The organism is Actinomycetota bacterium (assembly GCA_035765775.1).
GTDB lineage: Bacteria > Actinomycetota > CADDZG01 > JAHWKV01 > JAOPZY01 > DASTWV01.
This window is the reverse complement of the sequence record DASTWV010000032.1, coordinates 32,289-53,835: the sequence shown is the minus strand read 5'-3', so window position 1 is coordinate 53,835 and position 21,547 is coordinate 32,289. Positions and strand designations below refer to the sequence as shown.

Annotated in this window: 18 protein-coding genes; 14 read left to right on the top strand and 4 right to left on the bottom strand. The window is 71.2% G+C overall.

Annotated features, from left to right (window positions below; all coding sequences use genetic code 11):
- Window positions 1-26 precede the first annotated feature (26 nt).
- Window positions 27-1,007: a hypothetical protein gene (locus VFW71_06815; protein HEU5002474.1), complete on the bottom strand. Its 981-nt coding sequence runs from the start codon at window positions 1,005-1,007 to the stop codon at window positions 27-29.
- Window positions 1,008-1,380: 373 nt separating this feature from the next.
- Here VFW71_06815 and VFW71_06810 point away from each other — a divergent pair, with 373 nt between their 5' ends.
- The 10 genes from VFW71_06810 (at window position 1,381) to rpmA (ending at window position 14,135) form a co-directional block, all read left to right on the top strand.
- Window positions 1,381-4,026 (top strand): valine--tRNA ligase, encoded by a 2,646-nt coding sequence (locus VFW71_06810; protein ID HEU5002473.1) that lies wholly within the window; start codon window positions 1,381-1,383, stop codon window positions 4,024-4,026.
- Entirely contained in the window at window positions 3,915-5,393 is a 1,479-nt protein-coding gene (locus tag VFW71_06805; GenBank protein HEU5002472.1) for a cyanophycin synthetase, read from the top strand. The genes VFW71_06810 and VFW71_06805 overlap by 112 nt, the downstream gene beginning before the upstream one ends.
- Window positions 5,394-5,412: 19 nt before the next feature.
- A complete protein-coding gene (gene ndk, locus VFW71_06800) occupies window positions 5,413-5,817 on the top strand; it encodes a nucleoside-diphosphate kinase (GenBank protein ID HEU5002471.1) in 405 nt (134 codons plus the stop codon).
- Window positions 5,818-6,138: 321 nt separating this feature from the next.
- Window positions 6,139-7,176, top strand: a complete 1,038-nt coding sequence (locus tag VFW71_06795) for a rod shape-determining protein (GenBank protein HEU5002470.1) — start codon at window positions 6,139-6,141, stop codon at window positions 7,174-7,176.
- 120 nt (window positions 7,177-7,296) lie between these two features.
- A complete protein-coding gene (mreC, locus tag VFW71_06790) occupies window positions 7,297-8,145 on the top strand; it encodes a rod shape-determining protein MreC (GenBank protein ID HEU5002469.1) in 849 nt (282 codons plus the stop codon).
- A 32-nt stretch (window positions 8,146-8,177) separates the two neighbouring features.
- Window positions 8,178-8,681, top strand: a complete 504-nt coding sequence (gene mreD / locus VFW71_06785; GenBank protein HEU5002468.1) for a rod shape-determining protein MreD — start codon at window positions 8,178-8,180, stop codon at window positions 8,679-8,681.
- A gap of 98 nt (window positions 8,682-8,779) precedes the next feature.
- The gene (rodA, locus tag VFW71_06780) at window positions 8,780-9,988 is read left to right on the top strand and encodes a rod shape-determining protein RodA (GenBank protein HEU5002467.1); all 1,209 of its coding nucleotides are present in this window, start codon (window positions 8,780-8,782) and stop codon (window positions 9,986-9,988) included.
- A 1,710-nt stretch (window positions 9,989-11,698) separates the two neighbouring features.
- Window positions 11,699-13,429, top strand: coding sequence for an Rne/Rng family ribonuclease (locus VFW71_06775; GenBank protein HEU5002466.1), 1,731 nt, complete (start codon window positions 11,699-11,701; stop codon window positions 13,427-13,429).
- 93 nt (window positions 13,430-13,522) lie between these two features.
- Window positions 13,523-13,861, top strand: a complete 339-nt coding sequence (rplU, locus tag VFW71_06770; GenBank protein ID HEU5002465.1) for a 50S ribosomal protein L21 — start codon at window positions 13,523-13,525, stop codon at window positions 13,859-13,861.
- Between the two features lie 25 nt (window positions 13,862-13,886).
- The gene (gene rpmA, locus VFW71_06765; protein ID HEU5002464.1) at window positions 13,887-14,135 is read left to right on the top strand and encodes a 50S ribosomal protein L27; all 249 of its coding nucleotides are present in this window, start codon (window positions 13,887-13,889) and stop codon (window positions 14,133-14,135) included.
- Between the two features lie 188 nt (window positions 14,136-14,323).
- Here rpmA and VFW71_06760 read toward each other — a convergent pair whose 3' ends face one another.
- Window positions 14,324-14,548: a hypothetical protein gene (locus tag VFW71_06760; protein ID HEU5002463.1), complete on the bottom strand. Its 225-nt coding sequence runs from the start codon at window positions 14,546-14,548 to the stop codon at window positions 14,324-14,326.
- Between the two features lie 214 nt (window positions 14,549-14,762).
- Between VFW71_06760 and VFW71_06755 the strand changes: the two genes are divergently transcribed.
- Window positions 14,763-15,974 (top strand): DUF222 domain-containing protein, encoded by a 1,212-nt coding sequence (locus VFW71_06755; GenBank protein ID HEU5002462.1) that lies wholly within the window; start codon window positions 14,763-14,765, stop codon window positions 15,972-15,974.
- A 125-nt stretch (window positions 15,975-16,099) separates the two neighbouring features.
- Here VFW71_06755 and VFW71_06750 read toward each other — a convergent pair whose 3' ends face one another.
- Entirely contained in the window at window positions 16,100-16,912 is an 813-nt protein-coding gene (locus VFW71_06750) for a substrate-binding domain-containing protein (GenBank protein HEU5002461.1), read from the bottom strand.
- Between the two features lie 56 nt (window positions 16,913-16,968).
- Between VFW71_06750 and obgE the strand changes: the two genes are divergently transcribed.
- From obgE to zwf, 3 genes are read left to right on the top strand one after another with little or no spacing between them, the layout of a single operon-like run.
- Window positions 16,969-18,279 carry a GTPase ObgE gene (gene obgE / locus VFW71_06745; GenBank protein HEU5002460.1) on the top strand — a complete coding sequence of 437 codons (1,311 nt, stop codon included), beginning with the start codon at window positions 16,969-16,971 and terminating at the stop codon, window positions 18,277-18,279.
- Entirely contained in the window at window positions 18,276-19,358 is a 1,083-nt protein-coding gene (gene proB / locus VFW71_06740; protein ID HEU5002459.1) for a glutamate 5-kinase, read from the top strand. Before obgE ends, proB begins: the two co-directional genes overlap by 4 nt.
- A gap of 41 nt (window positions 19,359-19,399) precedes the next feature.
- The gene (gene zwf, locus VFW71_06735; protein HEU5002458.1) at window positions 19,400-20,851 is read left to right on the top strand and encodes a glucose-6-phosphate dehydrogenase; all 1,452 of its coding nucleotides are present in this window, start codon (window positions 19,400-19,402) and stop codon (window positions 20,849-20,851) included.
- Between the two features lie 32 nt (window positions 20,852-20,883).
- Here zwf and VFW71_06730 read toward each other — a convergent pair whose 3' ends face one another.
- The gene (locus tag VFW71_06730; protein ID HEU5002457.1) at window positions 20,884-21,465 is read right to left on the bottom strand and encodes a DUF192 domain-containing protein; all 582 of its coding nucleotides are present in this window, start codon (window positions 21,463-21,465) and stop codon (window positions 20,884-20,886) included.
- Window positions 21,466-21,547 lie beyond the last annotated feature (82 nt).

The window sequence follows — 21,547 nt, the reverse complement described above, 5'->3', positions numbered from 1 at the left end:
ATGCTTGCGTGACCGGAGACTGCGAGTTAGAGCAGCGAGCCCGGGATCTGCACCGGCAGGCCGCCCAGCAGGTAGGTCAGGTCGGGGAGCGGCAGGCTGTTGACCACCTGGGTCGGGTTGGCCACGATCGCCGACAGGTTCGGCACCGGCACCGGCAGGGCGGACAGCAGGGCGGTCAGGTTGGCCGCCGGCAGGTTGCTGAGCAGCGACGTGGGGTCGGCGAGCAGGGCCGTCGGGTTGCCGATGATGGAGTTCAGGGTGCCCAGCAGGCTGCCCAGGCCGAGGCCACCGAGGAGCCCGGTGGGGTTGCCCAGCAGCGACGACAAGTTGGAGGGCAGGGCGACCGGCAGGGTGTTCAGCAGCCACTGCAGGTCGGGGAGGGGCAGGTTGTTCAGCAGGGTGGTGGGGTTGGCCGCCAGGGACGTGATGTTCAGGCCGGTCAGCACGGGCAGGTGACCGAGCAGCGCGGTGAGCTCCGAGGTGGGCAGCGAGGTGATCAGCGAGGTGACCCCGGCGCTGGCCGAGACCGAGCCGGCGGGCGTGGTGACGGTGCCCCCGGCGGAGCCGCCGGTCGAGCCGCCGACGGAACCGAGGATGCCGGTGGCGGTGTTCAGGGCGCCGTTCACGGCCCCGCTGGCGGTGTTGACTGCGCTGCCCACCACGCCGGTGGTGGTCTTCAGGGCGCCGTTGACCGCGCCCGTGGCGGCGTTGAGGGCACTGCCGGCGGCTCCGGTGGCGGCACCGGCGGCATTCTCAGCCGTCCCGGCGGCTCCGGTGATGTCCGGGGTGGGGGCCGAGGCGTTCACCGAGGCCTTGGCACCAGTGGAAAGGTGCGCGTTGCCCGCCGAACCGTTCGACGCTGTCGAGGCGGAGATGGAGGCCTGGCCGGCAGGTGACTTCGAGCCGGCCAGCTGGCCAGCGCCGGTCAGGGCGACCGCAGAGGCGGCAAGGATGCCGACCCCGATGATGCCGCCCGCAAACGGCAAGACGTACTTCGGGTACCGCATAGGAGTAGCTCCTTCCGTGAGTGGTGCAACCTGGTGCGAGGTGCTGACGCTGGCGGAGGCGCTCCTCGCTGCGGTGATCGGCCTCCGGAAGGGCCCTTGCCGCTCGATAAACGTCCCTTAACTAACCTCGGCCAGGGAGTGGCTCACCTGCATAGCTAGGCGAGACCAATTCCCGCTGCACCATTCGGGGGAGCGATCGGGGGATCGGCTTCCACGTGGGCCATAGCCGTTCCCCATGGGCGATAAAACGACGGATTCGAGGGTGGTCGCGCAGCTCCTGGCCGCCGGGCGACGGGGGAACCCGGCCCGACGAGCGGGGTATCCCGGGGGAGCCCGAAGGGGCCACCGGGTGAGCCCCACTACACTGGCTCACATGCCCGAGTTGCCAACGGTGTATGAACCGCGGGAGGTGGAGGACCGCCTCTACCGCTTCTGGGAGGACGGCGGTTATTTCGGCGCGCAGCCGAACCCCGACCGGACCCCATTTACCGTGGTCATGCCGCCACCCAACATCACCGGGGCGCTGCACCTCGGCCACGGCATGGACGAGACGCTCCAGGACATCCTGGTGCGCTGGCGCCGGATGCAGGGCTACGAGGCCCTCTGGGTGCCGGGCACCGACCACGCCGGGATCGCCACACAGAACGTCGTCGAACGTGAGCTGGCCAAGGAGGGGATCAGCCGGCACGACCTCGGCCGGGAGGGCTTCATCGCCCGGGTCTGGGAGTGGCGGGAGCAGTACGGCACCCAGATCGTGAACCAGCTCAAGCGCCTCGGGTGCTCGTGCGACTGGAACCGCCTGCGCTTCACCTTGGACCCGGGCCTGGTCCGGGCCGTGCGCACGCTCTTCGTCGACCTGTTCGACGCCGGCCTTATCTACCGGGGCAACCGGATCATCAACTGGTGCCCGCGCTGCGGCACAGCCATCGCCGATGTCGAGCTGGAACACAGCGAGCACGAGGGCGAACTGGTCCAGTTCCGCTACCCGCTGGAGGGCGGCGGGGACATCACCGTGGCCACCACGCGCCTGGAGACCATGCTGGGCGACGTCGCCATCGCGGTGAACCCGGCCGACGAACGCTACCGGAGCCTGGTGGGCCGCTTCGCCATCCACCCGTTCAACGGGCGCAAGCTCGCCGTCGTCGCCGACGAGGCGGTGGACCCGGCCTTCGGCACCGGGGCGGTCAAGATCACGCCCGCCCACGACCAGACCGACTTCGAGATCGCCGAGCGCCACGGCCTGGAGGCGATCAACATCTTCGACACCCGGGCCCGGGTGACCGACGCCGGGGGGCGCTTCGCCGGCATGGACCGCTACGACGCCCGTGAGGCGGTGCGCACGGCCCTCGATGACCTCGGGCTGCTGGTCGGCTCGACGCCGCACTCCTACGCCATCGCCCGCTGCTACCGCTGCCACACCATCGTGGAGCCGTGGCTGTCAGAGCAGTGGTTTGTGAAGATGGAGCCGCTGGCCCGCCCGGCGATCGAAGCGGTGGAGTCCGGCCGGACGAGGTTCTCCCCCGAGCGCTGGACCAAGTACTACCTGAACTGGATGGAGCAGGTCCGGGACTGGTGCATCTCCCGCCAGCTGTGGTGGGGCCATCGCATCCCGGTCTTCTACTGCGACGCGTGCGGCGATGTCTGGGCGGCCCTCGAGGATCCCGAGCACTGCCGCAGCTGCGGCGCCGGCCACCCCCGCCAGGACCCCGACGTGCTGGACACCTGGTTCTCCAGCCAGCTCTGGCCGTTCTCCACCCTGGGGTGGCCGGAGCAGACCGAAGACCTGGCCTACTTCTACCCGACCTCGGTGCTGGTCACGGGCTACGAGATCATCCACCTGTGGGTGGCCCGCATGATGATGGCCGGGCTGCGCACCCAAGGCGACGTCCCGTTCACGTCGGTCTACATCCACGGCATCGTGCGGGACGCCCAGGGCCGGAAGATGTCGAAGTCGCTGGGCAACGTCGTCGACCCGCTGGACCTCCTGGAGCGCTACGGCACGGACGCCCTGCGGTTCATGATCGCCGAGCACGCCACCGGGCAGGACATCTTCCTGCACGACGAATGGACCGCCGGCGCCCGCAACTTCGCCAACAAGTTGTGGAATGCCTCCCGTCTGGTGATGATGCACCTGGGCGACACGGGGCGGTTGGACGCCCCGCCCACCGGGGACCTGGCGCTTGCCGACCGCTGGATCCTGGCCCGGCTCTCGGCCACCATCGGCGAGGTCACCGGGGGCCTCGAGGGCTTCGACCTCTCGGCCGCCGCCAAGGCGGTCTACGCCTTCGTGTGGAACGAGTTCTGCGACTGGTACCTGGAGGCGGCCAAGCTGGCGCTGCGGGAGGCGAACGCCGGCGGGGCCACCCGGGCCGTGCTCCGCTACGTGCTGGAGGCGGTGCTCCGCCTCCTCCACCCGTTCATGCCTTTCGTCACCGAGGAGATCTGGCAGAAGCTGCCCGCGGCCATGGACGCCGAGGACCCGTCGATCATGCGAGCGCCCTGGCCGCAGCCCTTCGAGGTGGCAGGCGGCCAGGCCGCGGTCGAGGAGTTCGGCTGGGTGCAGGGCGTCATCTCGGCGGTGCGCAGCTTCCGGGCCGACCACCACGTCGAGGCCGGGGCCAAGATCCGGGCGGAGCTGGTGGCATCGTCGGGCGGGGTCCGGTCGGCGCTGGAGCGGGAGCGCCCGACGCTGGAGGCTCTCGGCCGCCTGGCCGAGGTCTCGGTGGTGCCCGGGGCGGGCACGGCGGAGGGCCGCGGCCCGGCGACCCGGCTGGTGGCCGGGCCGGTGGACGTGGTGATCCCGCTCGCCGGCGTGCTGAACCTGGACGCCGAGCGCGCCCGCCTGCGCAAGGCCCTGGACCAGGCCGAGTCCGAGGTGCGCCGCTTCGAAACCAAGCTGGGCAACGAATCCTTCCGAGCCAAGGCGCCCCCGGCGGTGGTGGCCGGGGAGGAACGCAAACTGGCCGAGGCCCAGGCCACGCGGGAGAAGCTCCAGGCCCAGCTCGAGGAGCTGGCATAGCCGCCGACGTCCCCGACGTCCCAGCCGCCGGGCTCTCCTACCGGGAGGCCCTGGCGGTCGTCGAGGGGCGGGGCCAGGGGATCACGCCCGGGCTGGGCCGCATCGAGGCGCTCCTCGGTCTGCTCGACCACCCGGAGCGCACCTACCCCACGGTGCACCTGGCAGGCACCAATGGCAAGACGTCCACCGCCCGCATCGTGGGGGCGGTGCTGGCGGCGCACGGCCTTCCGGCAGGCGTGTACACCTCGCCCCACCTCCAGTCGCTGCGCGAGCGCTTCGTCCGCTGGGGGCGTACCGAAGAGGGACCCCTTGCCGGCGAGGCCATCAGCGAAGACGAGTTCCGGGCGCTGGTGGAGTACCTGGTGCCGTTCGTGTCCCTCGTGGAGCAGGCCGGGGAGCCGGTCACGTACTTCGAGCTGACCACCGCCCTGGCGTTCGAATGGATGGCGCAGGCCACCGTGGCAGCGGGCGTGGTGGAGGCCGGGCTGGGGGGGTCGTGGGACGCGACCAACGTGGTGGCCGGGGACGTCTCGGTGCTCACCCGCATCGGCGTCGATCACCGTGCCTTCCTGGGCACGACGCCGCTGGCCAATGCCCGGGAAAAGGTGGGCATCCTGAAGCCGGGCATGCGCTGCGTCAGCGCGGCGCAGGACGCGGACGTGGCGGCGCTGGTGGCCGCCACCGCGGACGAACGGGGCCTGGCGCTCGCCGTGATGGGCCGGGACTTCGACCTTATCGACGACGAGCCGGCCTTCCGGGGGCGTCAGTTCAGCGTCCGGGGGCCGTCGGGCCAGATCTACTCCGAGCTCTACCTACCCCTGCTCGGCGGCTTCCAGGCGACCAACGCCACGCTGGCGATCGCCGCGTGCGAGGAGCTCCTGGGGCGCCCGCTCAATGAGGAGGCCCTGGGGGAGGCGCTGGCGGCGGTGACGTCGCCCGGTCGGCTGGAGCAGGTGGGTTGGGACCCGGCGATGGTCCTCGACGGGGCGCACAACCCGCAGGCCGCCCAGGCCCTGGCGGTGGCGCTGGCCGAATCCTTCGGGCGGCTCCCCAGGACATTCGTGATCTCGGTGTTCGCCGACAAGGACGTGCCCCAGGTGCTGGCCCCGATGCTGGCCTCGGCTCACCGGGTCATCTTCTGGACCAGCTCCAGCCCCCGGGCGGCGCCCGCCGGCGACCTCGCCGAGGCCGCCCGGGCCCTGGGCACGCCGGCGGGCATGGTGGAGGTCGCGAGCTCGCTGCAGGACGCCCTGGACCGGGCCCGGGCCGGTGCCGATCGGGGCGTGATCGTGATCACCGGATCGCTCTACGCCGTGGGCGAGGCCCGGGATCTCCTTCTGGGTCCGGTGGGGGGCAGCGCGGAGTAGTCCGCTATAGTCCCCGCCCGTGGACCGCACCCTCATGCTCGTGAAGCCCGACGGCGTCCGTCGGGGACTGGTGGGCGACATCGTCGCCCGGGTGGAGCGCAAGGGCCTGACACTCGTTGCGCTGCACCTGATGCAGGCCGACGAGGGCCTCGCCAGCCAGCTCTACGCCGAGCACATGGGCAAGCCGTTCTACGACAACCTGGTGGCCTTCATCACCTCGGGGCCGATCGTGGCGATGGCGCTCGAGGGGCCGGGCGCGCAGGGCGTGGTGCGCACCCTGATGGGGGCCACCAACCCGGCCGAGGCGGCGCCGGGCACCATCCGGGGCGACTACGGCCTGGTCATTGACTCCAACATCGTCCACGGGTCCGACTCGCCGGCGTCGGCCACCCGGGAGCTGGGCCTGTTCTTCCCGGGTCTCTAGGGCTGGAGGAGCGCGGTCGCGGTGCGGCTGCCCGGCTGGTTTCTGTGAGTGCTCAGTCCCGTATAGCACCCCTGAACACTCACAGACAGTCGGAGAGCCACTGAGGCGCCAGCTTGCGGGATTCTGTGAGTGCTCAATCCCGCATAGCACCCCGGAACACTCACGGAAAATGGGGCATGGCAGGCGGCCGAGAAGTCACAGCCGGGCTTTGCCCGGCCGCGAGTTTTGCCCAACTGGCGTAGGGTAGCGTTCCCGCGTTTACCTGTCACCCTTGTATCCCGGGGCCGCCGCCCACCCGAGCCCCTCGTCGAGGGAGACCGCATGCGACTCGATAAAGCCTTCCAGTTCATGGGCCGGGACATGGCCGTGGACCTCGGCACGGCCAACACCCTGGTGTACGTGCGCGGGCGCGGGACGGTGCTGAACGAGCCGTCGGTGGTGGCGATCAACACCAAGACCGGCGCCATCCTGGCGGTGGGGGCGGAGGCCAAGCGGATGATTGGCCGCACCCCGGGCCACATCCTGGCAATCCGGCCCCTGAAGGACGGCGTCATCGCCGACTTCGACGTCACCGAGAAGATGCTGCGCTACTTCATCCAGAAGGTGCACCGCCGCCGGGTGCTGGCCAAGCCCCGGGTGGTGGTGTGCGTCCCCTCGGGCATCACCGGCGTCGAGCAGCGGGCGGTGGAGGAGGCGGCCATCGCCGCCGGCGCCCGGGCGGCGTACATCATCGAGGAGCCCATGGCCGCCGCCATTGGCGCCGGCCTACCGGTGCACGAGCCCGCCGGGAACATGGTGGTCGACATCGGGGGCGGCACCACCGAGGTGGCGGTGATCTCGCTGGGCGGCATCGTGACCGCGCTGTCGATCCGCATCGGCGGCGACGAGCTCGACGAGGCGATCATCGCCTACATCAAGAAGGAGTACTCCCTCGCCCTCGGCGAGCGCACCGCCGAGGAGATCAAGATGGCAATCGGCTCGGCGTTCCCGCTGCCCGAGGAGCCCAATGCCGAGATCCGGGGGCGGGATCTGGTGACCGGCCTGCCCAAGACGATCATCGTGTCGTCGGAGGAGATCCGCCGGGCCATCGAGGAGCCGGTGAACGCCATCGTGGACGCCTGCAAGTCGACCCTGGACCGGACGCCCCCCGAGCTGGCCGCCGACATCATGGACAAGGGCATCGTGCTCACGGGCGGGGGAGCCCTGCTCAAGGGCCTGGACGAGCGGCTGAAGCACGAGACCGGCATGCCAGTGCACCTGACGGAGAACCCGCTGTCATGCGTGGCGGTGGGATCGGGCAAGTGCCTGGAGGAGTTCGAGGCGTTGAAGCCCATGCTGATCGCCTCCAGCCGCCACTAACGACCCCCGGGCCGCAGCGCGGGCCGCACCGCGAGCTCAGGGCGTCGAGCTCGCGCCGGGCACGCCGGGCACGCCGGGCGCACCGAGGCACGGCCGTACAATCTCGGCCGGGAGGACGACGTGAGAGTGACATACCGCAGGTCCAAGTCGCGGGTGGTCCTCGCCGCCTTGCTGGCGGCCAGCGTCACGCTGATCACCATCGGGTACCGGTCGGGCAGCACCGGCCCCCTGCACAAGGTGCAGCAGGCGGCGCTCACTCTCATCTCTCCCCTGCAGAAGGGCGTCACCCGCGTGCTCTCGCCCGTGGGCGGGTTCTTCGACGCCATCGGCCGGCTGCCCTCGGCGGAGAGCCAGAACACCAAGCTGCGCAAGGAGGTCGCCTCGCTCAAGCACCAGCTCAACCAATACCCCGCCATCCAGCAGCAACTGAAGGACGCCCTCGGGCTGTTGCAGGAGCAGACCTGGATCAGCGGGCCGACCTTGGGCGCGGAGGTGATCGCCGGTGGCCCCTCGAACCAGGAATGGAGCGTGTTCCTGGACAAGGGCACCAACGCCGGGGTCGCGGTGGGCATGTCGGTGGTGGCCGAGAACGGGCTGGTGGGCCGCGTCACCGACGTCGGGGGCACCTGGTCGAAGGTTCTGCTCATCCTCGACCCGACGAGCAGCGTCGGCGGGCGGCTGACCACCACCGGCGACACCGGGGTGGTGACCGGGGGCGGGAACGCGGCGCTCAGCCTGGGCCTGCTGGCGGTGACCGAGACGGTGGCCACCGGTGCGGAGGTAATCACGTCGGGCTACAACGGGGGCGTCTTCCCGCCCGGGATCCCGGTGGGCCGGGTCCTCCACGTCAACCCGACCACCGACGGCCTCAGCCTGCGGGCGTCGGTGCAGCCCTACGTTGACTTCAACCGGCTCCAGCTCGTGCTGATCCTCCTGGGCACCAAGCCGGTCCCGTTGCCCGGGACCTAGGCCGGGGCGGGACGGTGCGTCGGGTCGTCGGTGTGGCGACGCTCATGCTGGTCGCCGTGGTGCTGCAGACCACGGTGGGGCATCACCTGGTGATCTTCGGCGTGTCGCCGGACCTCATCCTGGTGGTAACCATCTGCATCGGCCTGTCCACCGGTCCGTCACCCGGGGCCTTCGCCGGCTTCGGCGGCGGCCTGCTGCGCGACTTCATGCTGAACGCCCCCACCGGGCTCTCGGCACTGGCCTACCTGTCTGTGGGCTACGCGGTGGGTGCCATCCGGCCCTACGTGCGCTCGTCCAGTGTGGCCGTCCCCCTGGTGGGGGTGGCGGCGGGTTCCCTGGTGGGCGAAAGCTTCTACATCGGGCTGTCGCTGCTGCTGGGCGTTCCCGCCGAGCCCGGATCCCGCCTGGTGCAGGTGATCGTGCTCACCGGGCTGTACAACACCCTGCTGGCGCCGCTCATCTACCCGATCGTCCGGCGGTTGTCGGCCGACCCGTACGGCGAGGCCGTCTTCCCCGGGCGCGCGGGCCGGGCGTAAATGGGCCGACTGGCTGCGGGCACATGCGCGGGGTCCTCGGGTAGCCTGATGGCCGTGACTGGTTCCGGGCCGGCGGGCCACGCGCGGGGGGACGGCTGATGGCGGGGCAGGGGACCTACCTCGGCCGGACGGGCACCTTTGGCAGGCAACGGGTCATGGCCGGGCCGCTGTCGGCCAAGCACCCGGTGCGCCACGTCGATCTCTCCTTGCTGGCGGCGGCCATGGCCCTGGCGGTGATCGGGTGTGTCGCGGTGTACTCGGCCACCCGGCCGCACCTGCTGGCGGTCGGGACCGATCCCAACTACTACCTGAAGCGCCAGCTCACGTATGTGGCGCTGGCGCTGATCATCCTGCTGATCGCGGTCATGTTCGACTACCGCCAGCTCCGGACGCTGGCGCCGCTGGCCTACCTCGGCGGGCTGGCGGGGCTGCTGCTGGTGCTCACGCCGATCGGGCAGCGCCAGCTGGGTGCGCAGCGCTGGATCACGGTCGGCATCCTGCAGATCCAGCCCTCGGAGCTCATGAAGCTGGTGCTCATCGTGGCCCTGGCCGCCCTCTGGGCCGAGCGGGGCACGGACGACGGCGGCCCGAAGGTGCTGATCGCCGTGGCCCTGGCTGCGATCCCCGCCGCGCTGGTGTACCTGCAGCCCGACCTCGGCACCGTGCTGGTGCTGCTGTTCGTCTCGGTGACGATCATCGTGGTGGCGGGGGCGCGGTTGCGCTGGCTGGGGGTCCTGGCCGCGGGCGGGGCGGTGGTGATCTTCCTCGCCCTGCACTTTGGCTTCATCCATCAGTACCAGCTCGCCCGCATCACCGGGTTCCTCAACCAGAAGTCGGCGGCCGCGTGTCAGACCCAACCCAACGCCTCCGGATGTTCGGCGGCCTACAACCTGGGGCAGTCGAAGATCGCCGTGTCCTCCGGGGGCCTGACCGGCAAGGGTCTCCTGAAGGGGACGCAGACCAACCTGGACTACGTCCCGGAGAACCAGACCGACTTCATCTTCACCGTGATCGGCGAGGAGACCGGGTTCCTCGGCTCCCTGCTGGTCATCGGGCTCCTGGCGTTCCTGATCTGGCGGGCACTCCGGATCGCTGTGTTAGCCCGGGACCAGTTCGGCACCCGCCTGGCCATGGGGGTGGCGGCGATGCTCGCCTTCCAGCTCTTCATCAACGTGGGCATGACGATCGGGATCGTGCCGATCGTGGGCATCCCGCTGCCGTTCATCTCGTACGGGGGCTCGTCGCTGCTGACGTCTTTCTGCGCGGTGGGTATCTTGATGAACATCCACATGCGACGGTTCGTGTAGCCGGCTCGGCGCCAGTCGTTGCCGGATTCCCCGGCGCATGGGAGTATTCGGTACAACCTTCCGGGGAGGCGCTCGCGCGCTGGCCCGGGTGGTCCCGCTGCCCTCCGACGCTGACGCGCCGACCGAGTGCCCCTGCGTAACCCAGGTGCCGCGGCCGAGCCCGGCGGTTGGTAGGGCGGCCCCACGAGGCTCCGGAGTACGCCACGGGCTCCGCAGCCGGAAGATTTTGAGGAGGTTTGTGTGGCTGACGAGGGTACCCCTCGCCCGGACGGGGAAGCCCCCGCGCCGAAGGCGAGGAAGCGGAAGGCAACCGCTCCTGCGGGCGCCGAGCAGCAAGCAGTAGCAACGCCGGTGGAGGGTCCCGCGGAGGGTCCCGCGGAGGGAGAGCCGGCCGGCAGCAAACCCAAGCGCGCACCACGGGCACCGCGCGCACCGGCGGCGCCACGGGTGGCCAAACTTGGGGCCGAGTCCGCCGCCGGACCGGCTGGATCGGCTCCGCCCGAGCGCCCGCCGCCTGGGGGTGGAGCACCTCCGGGCGGAGCGCCTGCGGGTTGGGCGCCTCTCCCCGAGAAGCCGGCCCCGGTGAAGCGTTCGCGGACCCGTCGAGGCGCGGGTACCCCGGCGGCGGAGGTGGCGGAGGAGGCGGCCCCAGAAACCGCCGCTCCGGCGAGGCCGGCACGGCCGCGCCGTGCGCCGGCCGCCACGACCGCTGCAGCGCCGAGCGTGAAAACGACAAGCCCCGAGCCGAGCCCTGCGCCAAGCCCTGTGCCGACTTCTGTGCCGACTCCCGTGTCGGGGGACGTGCCGGCAGAGGCGCCCAAGCGGGTGCGGACCCGGAAGCCGAAGGTATCGGCTGCCGAAGAGGCCGCGCCTGTGGCTTCACCTCCACTTCCGGCACCGCCTGCGCCGCCGGCCGAGGCCGAGACGCCGGCACGGCCCGCCCCGAGGAGGAAGAGGGCACCCTCGGCGCGGCCCGCGGGGTCCTCTGCTGGAGAGCCGCCCTCTGCTGGAGAGCCACCCGCACCGGTCGCCGCACCGGCTGCCCCGGAGGTCCGGGCTCCGGCTACGGCGGCGGGGGCTGCCGCCAGTGTCCCCGAAACCACGGACGAAGCCCCGAGGCCCCCAACCCGCAGGCCCCGTAAACCCAGGACGCCGCCGGTGGCCGGCCCCGAGTCGTCGCCGGCCCCTCCGACCGCTCCGGCCGAGGCTCCCAGCGCCGAGGAACCCACCGGCGAGGCTCCCAGCGCCGGGGCTCGACCCCCCCGACGGCGGCGCACGCCCACCCCTGGATCTCCTGTAGCGGCATCAACTGCAGTCGAGGCGCCGGCTGCGGAGGCGGAGGCGGCGCCCTCGGAAGAGGGCGAGGCCGGCACACCCGGCGAGGCCAGGCCCCGGCGGAAGCGCCGCCGGCGCCGGGGATCCGGGGGAGGGGCGGGTTCTACGCCAGGCGACGCCGACGAGGCGCCAGCCGAGGCTGCACCTGCAGTCGCCGTGGAGGCAGTGCCCGACGAGCAGGCACCGGCCGCCCCGGCCGCCCGACCGCGCCGCCGGCGCCGGGGATCGGGGGGCGGAGCCGCTGGTGAAGAGGCCGCCGCACCCGCACCTGCGGGCGATGCTGGACCGACTCCCGCCGCCTCCGGGCCGACTGATGGGGCTGAGACCCCGCTCTCGCCTTCCGCCCGCCGCCGGAGGCGGCGCAAAGCGGCTGCGGTGGCCCGGGCGGCTGCCGAGGGGGGCGCATCCGAGGAGGAGCCGGCCGCCTCGCCGCCCGCTGTTCGGCCCGCGCGGGCCGAGTCCACGGCGACCGACGAGTCCGAGGAACCCACTCCGCCCGCTCCCGCGGGCAGGCGTCGCCGGCGCCGGCGGGGGAGCGCTTCCGGCGCCGGCACCGCCGAGTCCAGGGAGGCCGAAGAGCTGTCGGTCCCCGCGCCAGCCGTTGAGGGCGAGGAAGCGGTCCGAGCCCCCAGCACCCGGCGCCGCCGCAAACGCAAGTCGAACGGTGCCGCCGCAGGCGAAACCGACGCGGCGGCCGCAGTCGATGCGCCCGAATTGGTAGTCGTCCCCTCAGCCGATGTCGTCCCCGGCGACGGCACCGAGCCCACCGGCGACGGCACCGATCGCAGGCGCCGCCGTACCCGCCGGGGCCGCGCCGAGCGCCAGCCCATTCCCGCGACACGGCCCCGAACCATGCTCATCACGGTCCGCCCTCACCGCACCCAGATGGCTGTGCTCGAGGAGTCGGAACTGGTCGAACTGTACGTGGCCGGCCAGGAGGATCAGTCCATCGTGGGCAATGTCTACCTGGGGCGGGTGCAGAACGTGCTGCCCGGCATGGAGGCGGCGTTCATCAACATCGGCGAGGAACGCAACGCGGTCATCTACGTGGGCGAGGTCTCCTTCGACGAGGACGTCGAGGGGATCGGGCGGCGCATCGAGAAGGTGCTGAAGTCCGGCCAGCCGATCCTGGCCCAGGTCACCAAGGACCCCATCGGCTCCAAGGGGGCCCGGCTCACCTCCGAGATCTCCCTCGCCGGGCGGTACGTCGTGCTGGTGCCGGAGGAGGACTCCCTCGGGGTCAGCCGCCGCCTGGGCGACGAGGAGCGGACCCGGCTGCGTGAGATCGCCCAGCGGCTGCGGCCGGAGGGGTACGGGCTCATCGTCCGGACCGCCGCCCGGGGGGCGACCGAAAGCGACCTGGAGGTTGATATCCAGCGGCTGGTCGTTACCTGGGAGGAAATCTCGGCCCGGGCGAAGCAAGCCCAACCCCCCGCCCTGATCCACGCCGAGCCCGAGATGGCTCTACGGGTGATTCGGGACCTGCTGACCGAGGACGTCGAGCGGGTGGTCACCGACAACCCGGAAGTCTTCGATCAGATCCGCACCTACGTGGCCGATGTGACACCGGCGCTGCTGGAGCGCCTGGAGCTCTACGAGGCCACCACCCCGCTGTTCCGCACCTACAACGTGTACGAGCAGCTGCGCCGGGGCCTCGACCGCAAGGTCAGCCTCCCGTCCGGGGGCCACCTCGTGATCGACCGGACCGAGGCCCTGACGGTGATCGATGTCAATACCGGGCGGTACGTTGGCCGGTCCACCCTGGAGGACACCGTCCTGAAGACCAACCTCGAGGCAGCAGTCGAGGTGGCCAAGCAGCTGCGCCTGCGGGACATCGGGGGCATCATCGTCGTGGACTTCATCGACATGCTGCAGATCCGCCACCGGGAGGAGCTGGTGCGGGAGTTCAAAGCTGCCCTCGCCCGCGACAAGACCCGTACCCAGGTCTTCGATGTCTCCGAGCTGGGCCTGGTGCAAATGACCCGCAAGCGCATCTCCGAGGGCCTTCTGGAAGCCTTCTCCGAGCCGTGCGACAAGTGCGGGGGGCGGGGGATCCTGCTGATGGAGGTCGAAGATGGCGCCCCGGTGGAAGCGAGCCGGGAGTAGAACGGGAGTAGCGGAGTTCCGCTGTATCATGCGGCTTCCATGTCCTCAGACGTGGACGTGGCGCGGACCGGGAAGGCGGCAACGATGTATGCGGTGATCAAAACCGGAGGCAAGCAGTACCGGGTGCAGGCGGGCGATGTGATCGAGGTGGAGCACCTCGGCACCAAGGACACCGAGGTCAGCTTCACCCCCCTCCTCGTCTCCACCGAGGAAGGCACCACGGTGCACGGCAAGGAGGCGGCCGGGTACCCGGTGGCGGCCAAGCTGATGGGCGAAGCCAAGGGCGACAAGATCACCGTGTTCAAGTACCGCAACAAGACCGGCTACGCGGCAAAGACGGGCCACCGCCAGCTTTACTCCCTGGTCGAGATCCTCTCGATCGGTGGCGTGGGGCCATCGGCGGCGCCCGCGGCGGAGTCGGCTGAGGGCTGAGGCCCCCTGCTACCCTAGGAGCGACATGGCACACAAGAAAGGGGCGGCGTCCTCCCGAAACGGGCGCGACTCGCAGGCGCAACGCCTGGGTGTGAAGGTGTTCGGTGGGCAGTCGGTACTGAGCGGGGCCATCCTGGTCCGCCAGCGGGGCACACCCATCCACCCGGGCCTCGGCGTCGGCCGGGGCGGCGACGACACGCTGTTCGCCATGCAGCAGGGCAAGGTGCGGTACCACGAGCGCCGGGGCCGGCGCTTCGTGAGCATCGACGCGTAGCCCCTCCACGCCGGCCGCTGTTTGGGGCGGACACAAGCTGGGTGCGTACCATTCGCGCGCCACGATTGCCCCCGCGGTATGGATCCGAGCGAAGGGACGGTTGCCCGAGTCCTCCCTGGCTCGTTGGAACATCGCCGATCATGCGACTCGTGGTCACGGACGAGTCGTGCCCTCCAGAGTCATGCCCTTCAAGGGAACCTCGCGACCGGGGTAGGGGTCGCCGTCTCCAGCACGATGGGTGGGAACAGTGGGGGCGGCGGTGTGGTCTGCACGATCGGAGCGCCGGGGCCTCCTGAGCCGCGATCGAGCATGTCCATGACCTGCGTGTTGCCCCGGAGGAGGATCACGAGGGCCAAGGTGAGCAGGGCGCCGGCCAAAGCCGCGAGGAAGCCGGGCCGCACCGCCTGACGCATCGGATAAGTGTAGCAGGATCTGCCTTTAACTGTGGACCCTCAACCCCCGCTCGGCTGTTCGGCAGGGCAGGCCCCCGATGTGCCTCATGCTTCGTCAAAATATTCCTGTCGTTTTTTCGCTGGGGCGCGTTTTTGGCCGTTCTCTGTCGTACCCATGTGCTAGTGTGCTGGTTATCGAACTGGTGTTCGTGCCAAGGGTGGCCAGGAGGGCGGGATGGAGACTGCGGTGCGGGAGTCGCTGCCGGCTTCGGGGCTGGCGGCGGCGATCAGCTCCCAGCACGCCGTGGTGGTGGCCGCCCAAGCCGAGCTGATTTCTCTCATTGCCGGCTTCGACGCCCGGGAGTGTTGGCGGGCCGACGGGGCCCGCTCGATGGCCAACTGGCTGGTGGCCGCCCTGCATGTCACCTACGCCACCGCCTTGGACTGGGTGGAGCTGGCCCGGGCGCTGCCCGGGCTGCCCGCCCTGGCGTCGTCGCTGTCCTCAGGGGCGTTGAACCTGGAGTCGGCGGCGGCGGCCGCCAGGCTGGTGGGCGGCGATGGCACCGGGGCGGTGACCGACGCCGGCGTGACCGCCGAGGCGGAGGCCCTGCCGGCCGACGTCCTGCGCAAGGCGGTGCGCCGCCAGGAGCAGGTGGCCGCCCGAGAGCCCGGCGTGGCGCCCCGCCCCGCGCTCACCTGGTGGCACTCCGGGGACGGCTGGACCCAGTTCCGGGGCTGGCTGGCCCCCGAGGACGGGGCGGTGGTGATCGCCGCCATCGAGCGGGCGGTCTCGGGCAAGCCCGACCCGCTGACCGGTGCCTTCGACCCGCCCGACGTGGCCGCCGCCGAGGCCCTGGTGGCCCTGGCATCCACCCGCCTGCGGGAGGACGCCGACCCGGACCGGGCCTGCGTCGTGGTGCACATCAGCGTGGAGTCCCTGGTGTCGGGGGAGGGCATGGCCGAGCTGTCCTCGGGCGGGGCGGTGCCCGCCAGGGTCGTGCGCCGGCTGTCGTGCGACGGCCGCCTCGAGGTGGTATTGGAGGACCAGGCGGGCCTGGTGGCCATCGCCCCCGCTCAGCGGGACATCCCCCACCCGCTCAGTCGCTACCTGAAGAACCGGGACAAATGTTGCCGGTTCCCGGGCTGTGGCATGCGCAGGCATCTGCACGCCCACCACCGGGAGCACTGGGCCGACGGCGGCCCCACCGTCTCGACCAACCTGTTGCTCCTCTGTAAACGACACCATTCCCTGGTCCACGACGGGGGCTGGTCGGTGGTGGGCAATCCCGAGCCCGGGCCGGGGGCGGGCAACCACCTGGTGTTCCTCCGGCCGGACGGGACCCCCTTCGTGCCCTACCCCCCACCTGAGCGACCGGCACCTGAGCGACCGGAGCTGCCCGATGCCTTCCCCATGGATCTCATGGCCGCCTTACGGAGCCGGGAATGATGCTGGCCGGCATCCGGGCGGCCTGCCCCGGGTGGGCAGGGGCTGGAGCGCGGGATGGGCGGCTCGCTGTCCGGCCGGTGCGAGCGCACGGGCGGGCTGGCGAGCGCCCATTGCGGGTGCGCGGGTCAGGAAGCCGGGAGGAACCCGGCGGACTGCAGGATCTGTTGGCCCGCCGGGGAGAGGACGTAGGCGATGAAGGCTGATGCCGCCGACGGGTTGGCCGCACTGCCCACCGCCGCGATGCTGTACCCGGTCACGACGGCGTCGGCCGCCGGGAGTGCCACCCCGGTTACCGACGAGCCACCGGCCGCCACGTCGCTGGCGGCCACCAGACCGGCCTGGGCGGTGCCCGAGACCACGTCTGCGATGACGCTCCCGGCGGTCAGCTCGAGGGTGGGCTTGGCCAGGCGGACTCCGGCCAGGGCAAGGGCCTGCTGGGCCGCCGACCCCAAGGGCAGGCTGGGTTCCACCAGTGCCACCTGCACGCCCCGGCCCGTGAGGGCGGCCAGCGTGGTCAGTCCCTGCGGGTTGCCCGCGGGCACCGCGATCTGCAACGGGTCGCGTGCGACCGGTTTCGCCGTGCCCGAGACCACCAGGCCTGCGGTTGTGAGGGCATCGACGAAGCCGCCGGTCCCGCTGGCGACCGCCACGACATCGGCGGTGGTGCCGCGCTGCAGGGTCGCAGCGAGGGCCTGGGACCCCAGGTACGTCGGGGTGACCGTGAGGCCCCGGTGGGCGCTCACGAAGCCGGTGACAAGGTTGTTGAAGGCGGCCTGGAGGGCGCTGTCGGCGGCGATCCGCAGGGAGCCGCTCAGCGCCGGGCCGCTGGGAGACGCCGCCGGCTTCGCCTTCGGGTGGCTGGTGCACGCCGCGAGAACGACGGCAAGCAGCGCCACCACGACCGCCCGGGCAGCCATCGAGCGCATCGGCAGGGCCATGTCGCCGGACAGTCTAGACCCGGGGGGTGGGCCGCCCCGCCGATACGATGGGATCCATGTTCGTGGACGAGGCGCAGATCATGGTGGCGGCGGGCCGGGGCGGCGACGGCGCCGTCACCTTCCACCGCGAGAAGTACCAGCCCCGCGGCGGCCCGGACGGGGGCAACGGGGGGCGGGGCGGGTCGGTGATCCTGGTGGCCACCGATGGCGTGGGCTCGCTCTCCTGGCTGCGCGACCACCCCCACCAGAAGGCTGCCTCGGGTACGCCGGGCGGGGGCAACCACCGCAACGGCGCCGATGCGGGCGATCTCACGTTGGCTGTGCCGCCCGGCACTGTCGTGCACGACAGCGGGGGCCAGCTCCTGGCCGACCTCGCCCGCCCGGGCGACCGTTACGTGGTGGCGGCCGGCGGGCGCGGGGGCCGGGGGAACGCCGCCTTCCTTTCGGATGCCCGGCGGGCACCGGGCTTCGGCGAGCTGGGCGAGCCGGGAATCAGCGGGCGGTTCCACCTGGAGCTGCGCCTGATCGCCGACGTGGCGGTCATCGGGCTGCCCAACGCCGGCAAGTCCACCCTGGTGGGGGCGCTGTCGGCGGCCAGCCCCAAGGTGGCGGCCTACCCGTTCACCACCCTGGAGCCCACGCTCGGGCGGGTGGTGCCGGGCGACGACCCCGACGCGGCGTTCACGATCTGCGACATCCCCGGGCTCATCGAGGGCGCCCACGAGGGCAGGGGCCTCGGTCTCGGCTTCCTCCGTCATGCCGAGCGGGCGCTGCTCTTTATGCACCTGGTGGATGTGAACGCCGACGACCCTCTGGCGGCGTACCGCCTGGTACGCAGCGAGGTGATCTCGTTCAAGCCCGGGCTCGAGGGGCGCCCGGAAATCGTGGGCCTCAACAAGGTCGACGTGGCGGAGGACGGGGTGCTCGAGCGGATCACGGACCAGTTCGTGGCCGCAGGGCTCGCCCCGGTGGCCATCTCGGCGGCCGAGGGCACCGGGTTGGACGCCCTGGTGGCGAGGCTCGCCGCCGAGGTGGCGGCCAGCCGGGCGGCGCGGGCCGAGACGGTGGAGGGATTCGAGCTCTTCCGCACCGAGCGCACGGCGCTCGGCGTCAGCCGGGACCAGGACGGGACCTGGCGGTTGTCGGGCGACGCCCTGGAGCGGTGGGTGGTCATGACCGACCTGGCCAACGCCCAGGCGGTCGCCCACCTGCAGGAGCGCATGGAGCGGGCGGGCGTCGAGCGCGTGCTGGCGGCCGCCGGGGCGGAGCCGGGCGACGAGGTGCGCATCGGCGAGGCCTCCTTCGAGTGGTTCCCGACCGACACCCGCCCCCGGGGCACGCGGGCGGCCCGACCCGCCGGTCGATGAAGCCTCGCCTGGTCGAGCCCCACCGGATCGTCGTCAAGGTGGGCACCTCCAGCTTGACCGCGGCGGACGGTACCCCGGACCCGCACCGGATCGGGCGGCTGGCCGACCAGGTCGCCACCCTCCGCGGCAAGGGGGTGGACCTGGTGGTGGTGTCTTCCGGGGCGATCGCGGCCGGGATGGCGGCGCTCGGGCTGGAGCGCCGGCCCACCGACATGCCCACCCTGCAGGCGGCCGCCGCCGTCGGGCAGCGCCGGCTCATGGACCTGTGGGCGGAGTTCCTCGAGGCCCAGGGCCGGGTCGTGGGCCAGGTGCTGCTGACCCAGCAGGACATCGTCCAGCGTGCCCACTACGTCAACGCCCGCAACACCCTCGACCGCCTGCTCGAGCTGGGCGCCATCCCGATTGTCAACGAGAACGACACCGTGGCGGTCGAGGAGATCCGGTACGGCGAGAACGACCGCATCTCGGCCCTGGTGGCCAACATCGTGCGGGCGGACCTGCTGGTCCTGCTCTCCGACGTCGAGGGCCTGTACACCGACCACCCCAGCGTCCCTGGCGCCAGCCTGATCTCGACGGTCCCCGAGGTGACGCCCGAGGTCGTGGCGCTGGCCACCACACGGCGCTCGTCACTCGGGTCCGGGGGCATGGCGTCGAAGCTGGAGGCGGCGCGCATCGCCAGACTGTCCGGGGTGGCCACCGTGATCGCCCTCGGCGAGCGCCCGGACGGGCTGCTGGACGTCTGGGCCGGCGAGCCAGTGGGTACGTATGTACCGGCAAAGACGCCGCGGCTGGCAGCCCGTAAGCTCTGGATAGCCTGGGCCCCTGCCGCCCGGGGGCGCATCGTGGTCGACGACGGCGCCCGGCGGGCGGTGTCCCACGGAAACAAGAGCCTGCTGGCTGCCGGGGTGCGGGCGGTCGAGGGGACATTCAAAGCGGGGGATGCGGTGGAGGTTGTGGGTCCGGAGGGCCAGGTGGTGGCGAAGGGGCTGGTCTCCTTCGACTCGGACCTCCTTGTGGACATCATCGGCACCAAGGGCGGCCGCGAGGTCATCCACCGGGACCACCTGGTGGTGCTGTAGCTGCCCAGGGCGCCACAGGAGTCACCAATGAGAGACACCACATGACACTGAGTGCACCAGCGAACCAAACGATCGTCATCTTCGGCGCCACCGGCGACCTGACCGGCCGCAAACTGGTGCCCGCGCTCTACAACCTGTTCGCCGACGGGCTGCTGCCCGAGCACTATGCCGTGGTGGGCTACGCCCGCTCGGACATGTCGTCGGAGGAGTTTCGTGACCAGCTGGCCACGCAAGTGGCCAAGTACAGCCGAACCGGGATGGATTCCTCGCATTGGGAGGACTTCGCCCGGCGGATCACCTACATCCAGGGGGAGATCGCCGGCCCGGGGTCGCTGCACCACCTGGCGGGGATCCTGCAGGGGATCGACGCCCAGATCGGCGGCGAGGGCCGGTGCACCTACTACTGCGCCACGCAGCCCTCGCTGTTCCCCCTCATCGCCGAGCGCCTGGGCGAGGAGGGACTCAACCGGGGTGCCAAGGTGGTCATGGAGAAGCCCTTCGGGCGGGACCTGGAGTCCGCCCGGGAGCTGAACCGGCTCCTCCACAAGGTGTTCGAGGAGGAACAGATCTTCCGGATCGACCACTACCTGGGCAAGGAGACCGTGCAGAACATCCTGGTCTTCCGCTTCGCCAACGGCATGTTCGAGCCCATCTGGAACCGGAGCTACGTGCGCCAGGTGCAGATCGACGTCGCCGAGGACATCGGCATCGAGAGCCGGGGCAAGTTCTACGAGGAGGCGGGGGCACTGCGCGACATCGTGCAGAACCACATCATGCAGCTGCTGGCGTTTGTGACCATGGAGCCCCCGGTGCGCTTCGACGCCGAGTCCATCCGCAACGAGAAGGTGAAGCTGCTGCAGTCGGTGCAGCCGGTGCGTCGCAAGGAACGCGATGTGGTGCGCGGCCAGTACGTGGCCGGGGTGGTGAACGGCGTGCTGGTCCCCGGCTACCAGGAGGAGGCCGAGGTGATGCCCGGCTCGACCACCGAGACCTTCGTCGCCATGCGCCTGCGGATCGACAACTGGCGCTGGGCGGGGGTCCCGGTGGTGGTGCGGACCGGCAAGCGCCTGCCCCGGCGGGCCACCCAGGTGACCATCTCGTTCGCCGCCGCCCCGCACCTCATGTTCGAGGAGTCCGGGCTGGACCGGCCCGGGCCCAACAACCTGTGCCTCAGGATCCAGCCCAACGAGGGCATCTCGCTCACCTTCGACGCCAAGGTGCCGGGACCGGACATGCGGGTGGGCCCGGTGCAGATGGACTTCGACTACCAGGAGAGCTTCACCACTGCCGGCGCCGAGGCCTACGAACGGCTGCTGCACGACGTGATGGTGGAGGACCACACGCTGTTCATGCGGGCGGACGAGATCGAGCGGGGCTGGGAGATCGTCGAGCCGGTGCTCGAGCGCCTGCGTCCCGAGCCCTACTTCGCCGGCAGCTGGGGCCCGGAACGGGCCAAGGAGCTGGTGGCGCCCTTCCCCTGGCACCTGGGGTAGAGCTTCGACCAACTCCGGGTACTGAGGCGGGGCTACCGGTCGAGCTTGACCGTGTCGCCCTCAGCGACGCCGTACTGGTTGGCCAGCCCGGCGTTCATCTCCACCGCCCCCACGTAGGAAGCCGTCGAGTAGTACAGGTGGCACGGGTTGGCGGTGCACGGCACCATGGTCAGCACCGTCACCACCCTGCCGGCGGCGTCCCAGAACACGATGTCCAGCGGGATCAGCGTGTCCTGCATCCAGAACGGGGTGTCGGTGGCCGTGGTCCAGGTGAAGGCCATGCCGTCGGCTGCGGGCATCGAGGTGACGTTCATCAGCCCCACCTCCTGGGCCTGGTCGGTGGCGGCGATCTGCACCGAGAGGGCCAGCTTGGTGCGGTTCCCGGTGCCGATGCTCAGGCGGCCGAGGGGGAGCTGCTGGGCCGGGTTGGCCACCGTTGTGGGGGAGGGCAGGGGCGACGGCCCGGCGGAGGCGGGGTTGGTGCCCGGCGACCGGGAGCCGGCGCAGCCCACCAGGGCCACCAGAGCTACCAGGGCCACCAGGGCCACGGCGGAGTGAACGGCGTCGGCGAGCAGGGCGCGGGGCGCGCGCCGGCCAACTTTCATCGCTTTCATCGCGGGGAAATCCTACGATCGCTTCCGCCAGCATTTTATTGTGACGTATTGTAAAGAATTGAGAGTCGGGATAGTCAGCTCT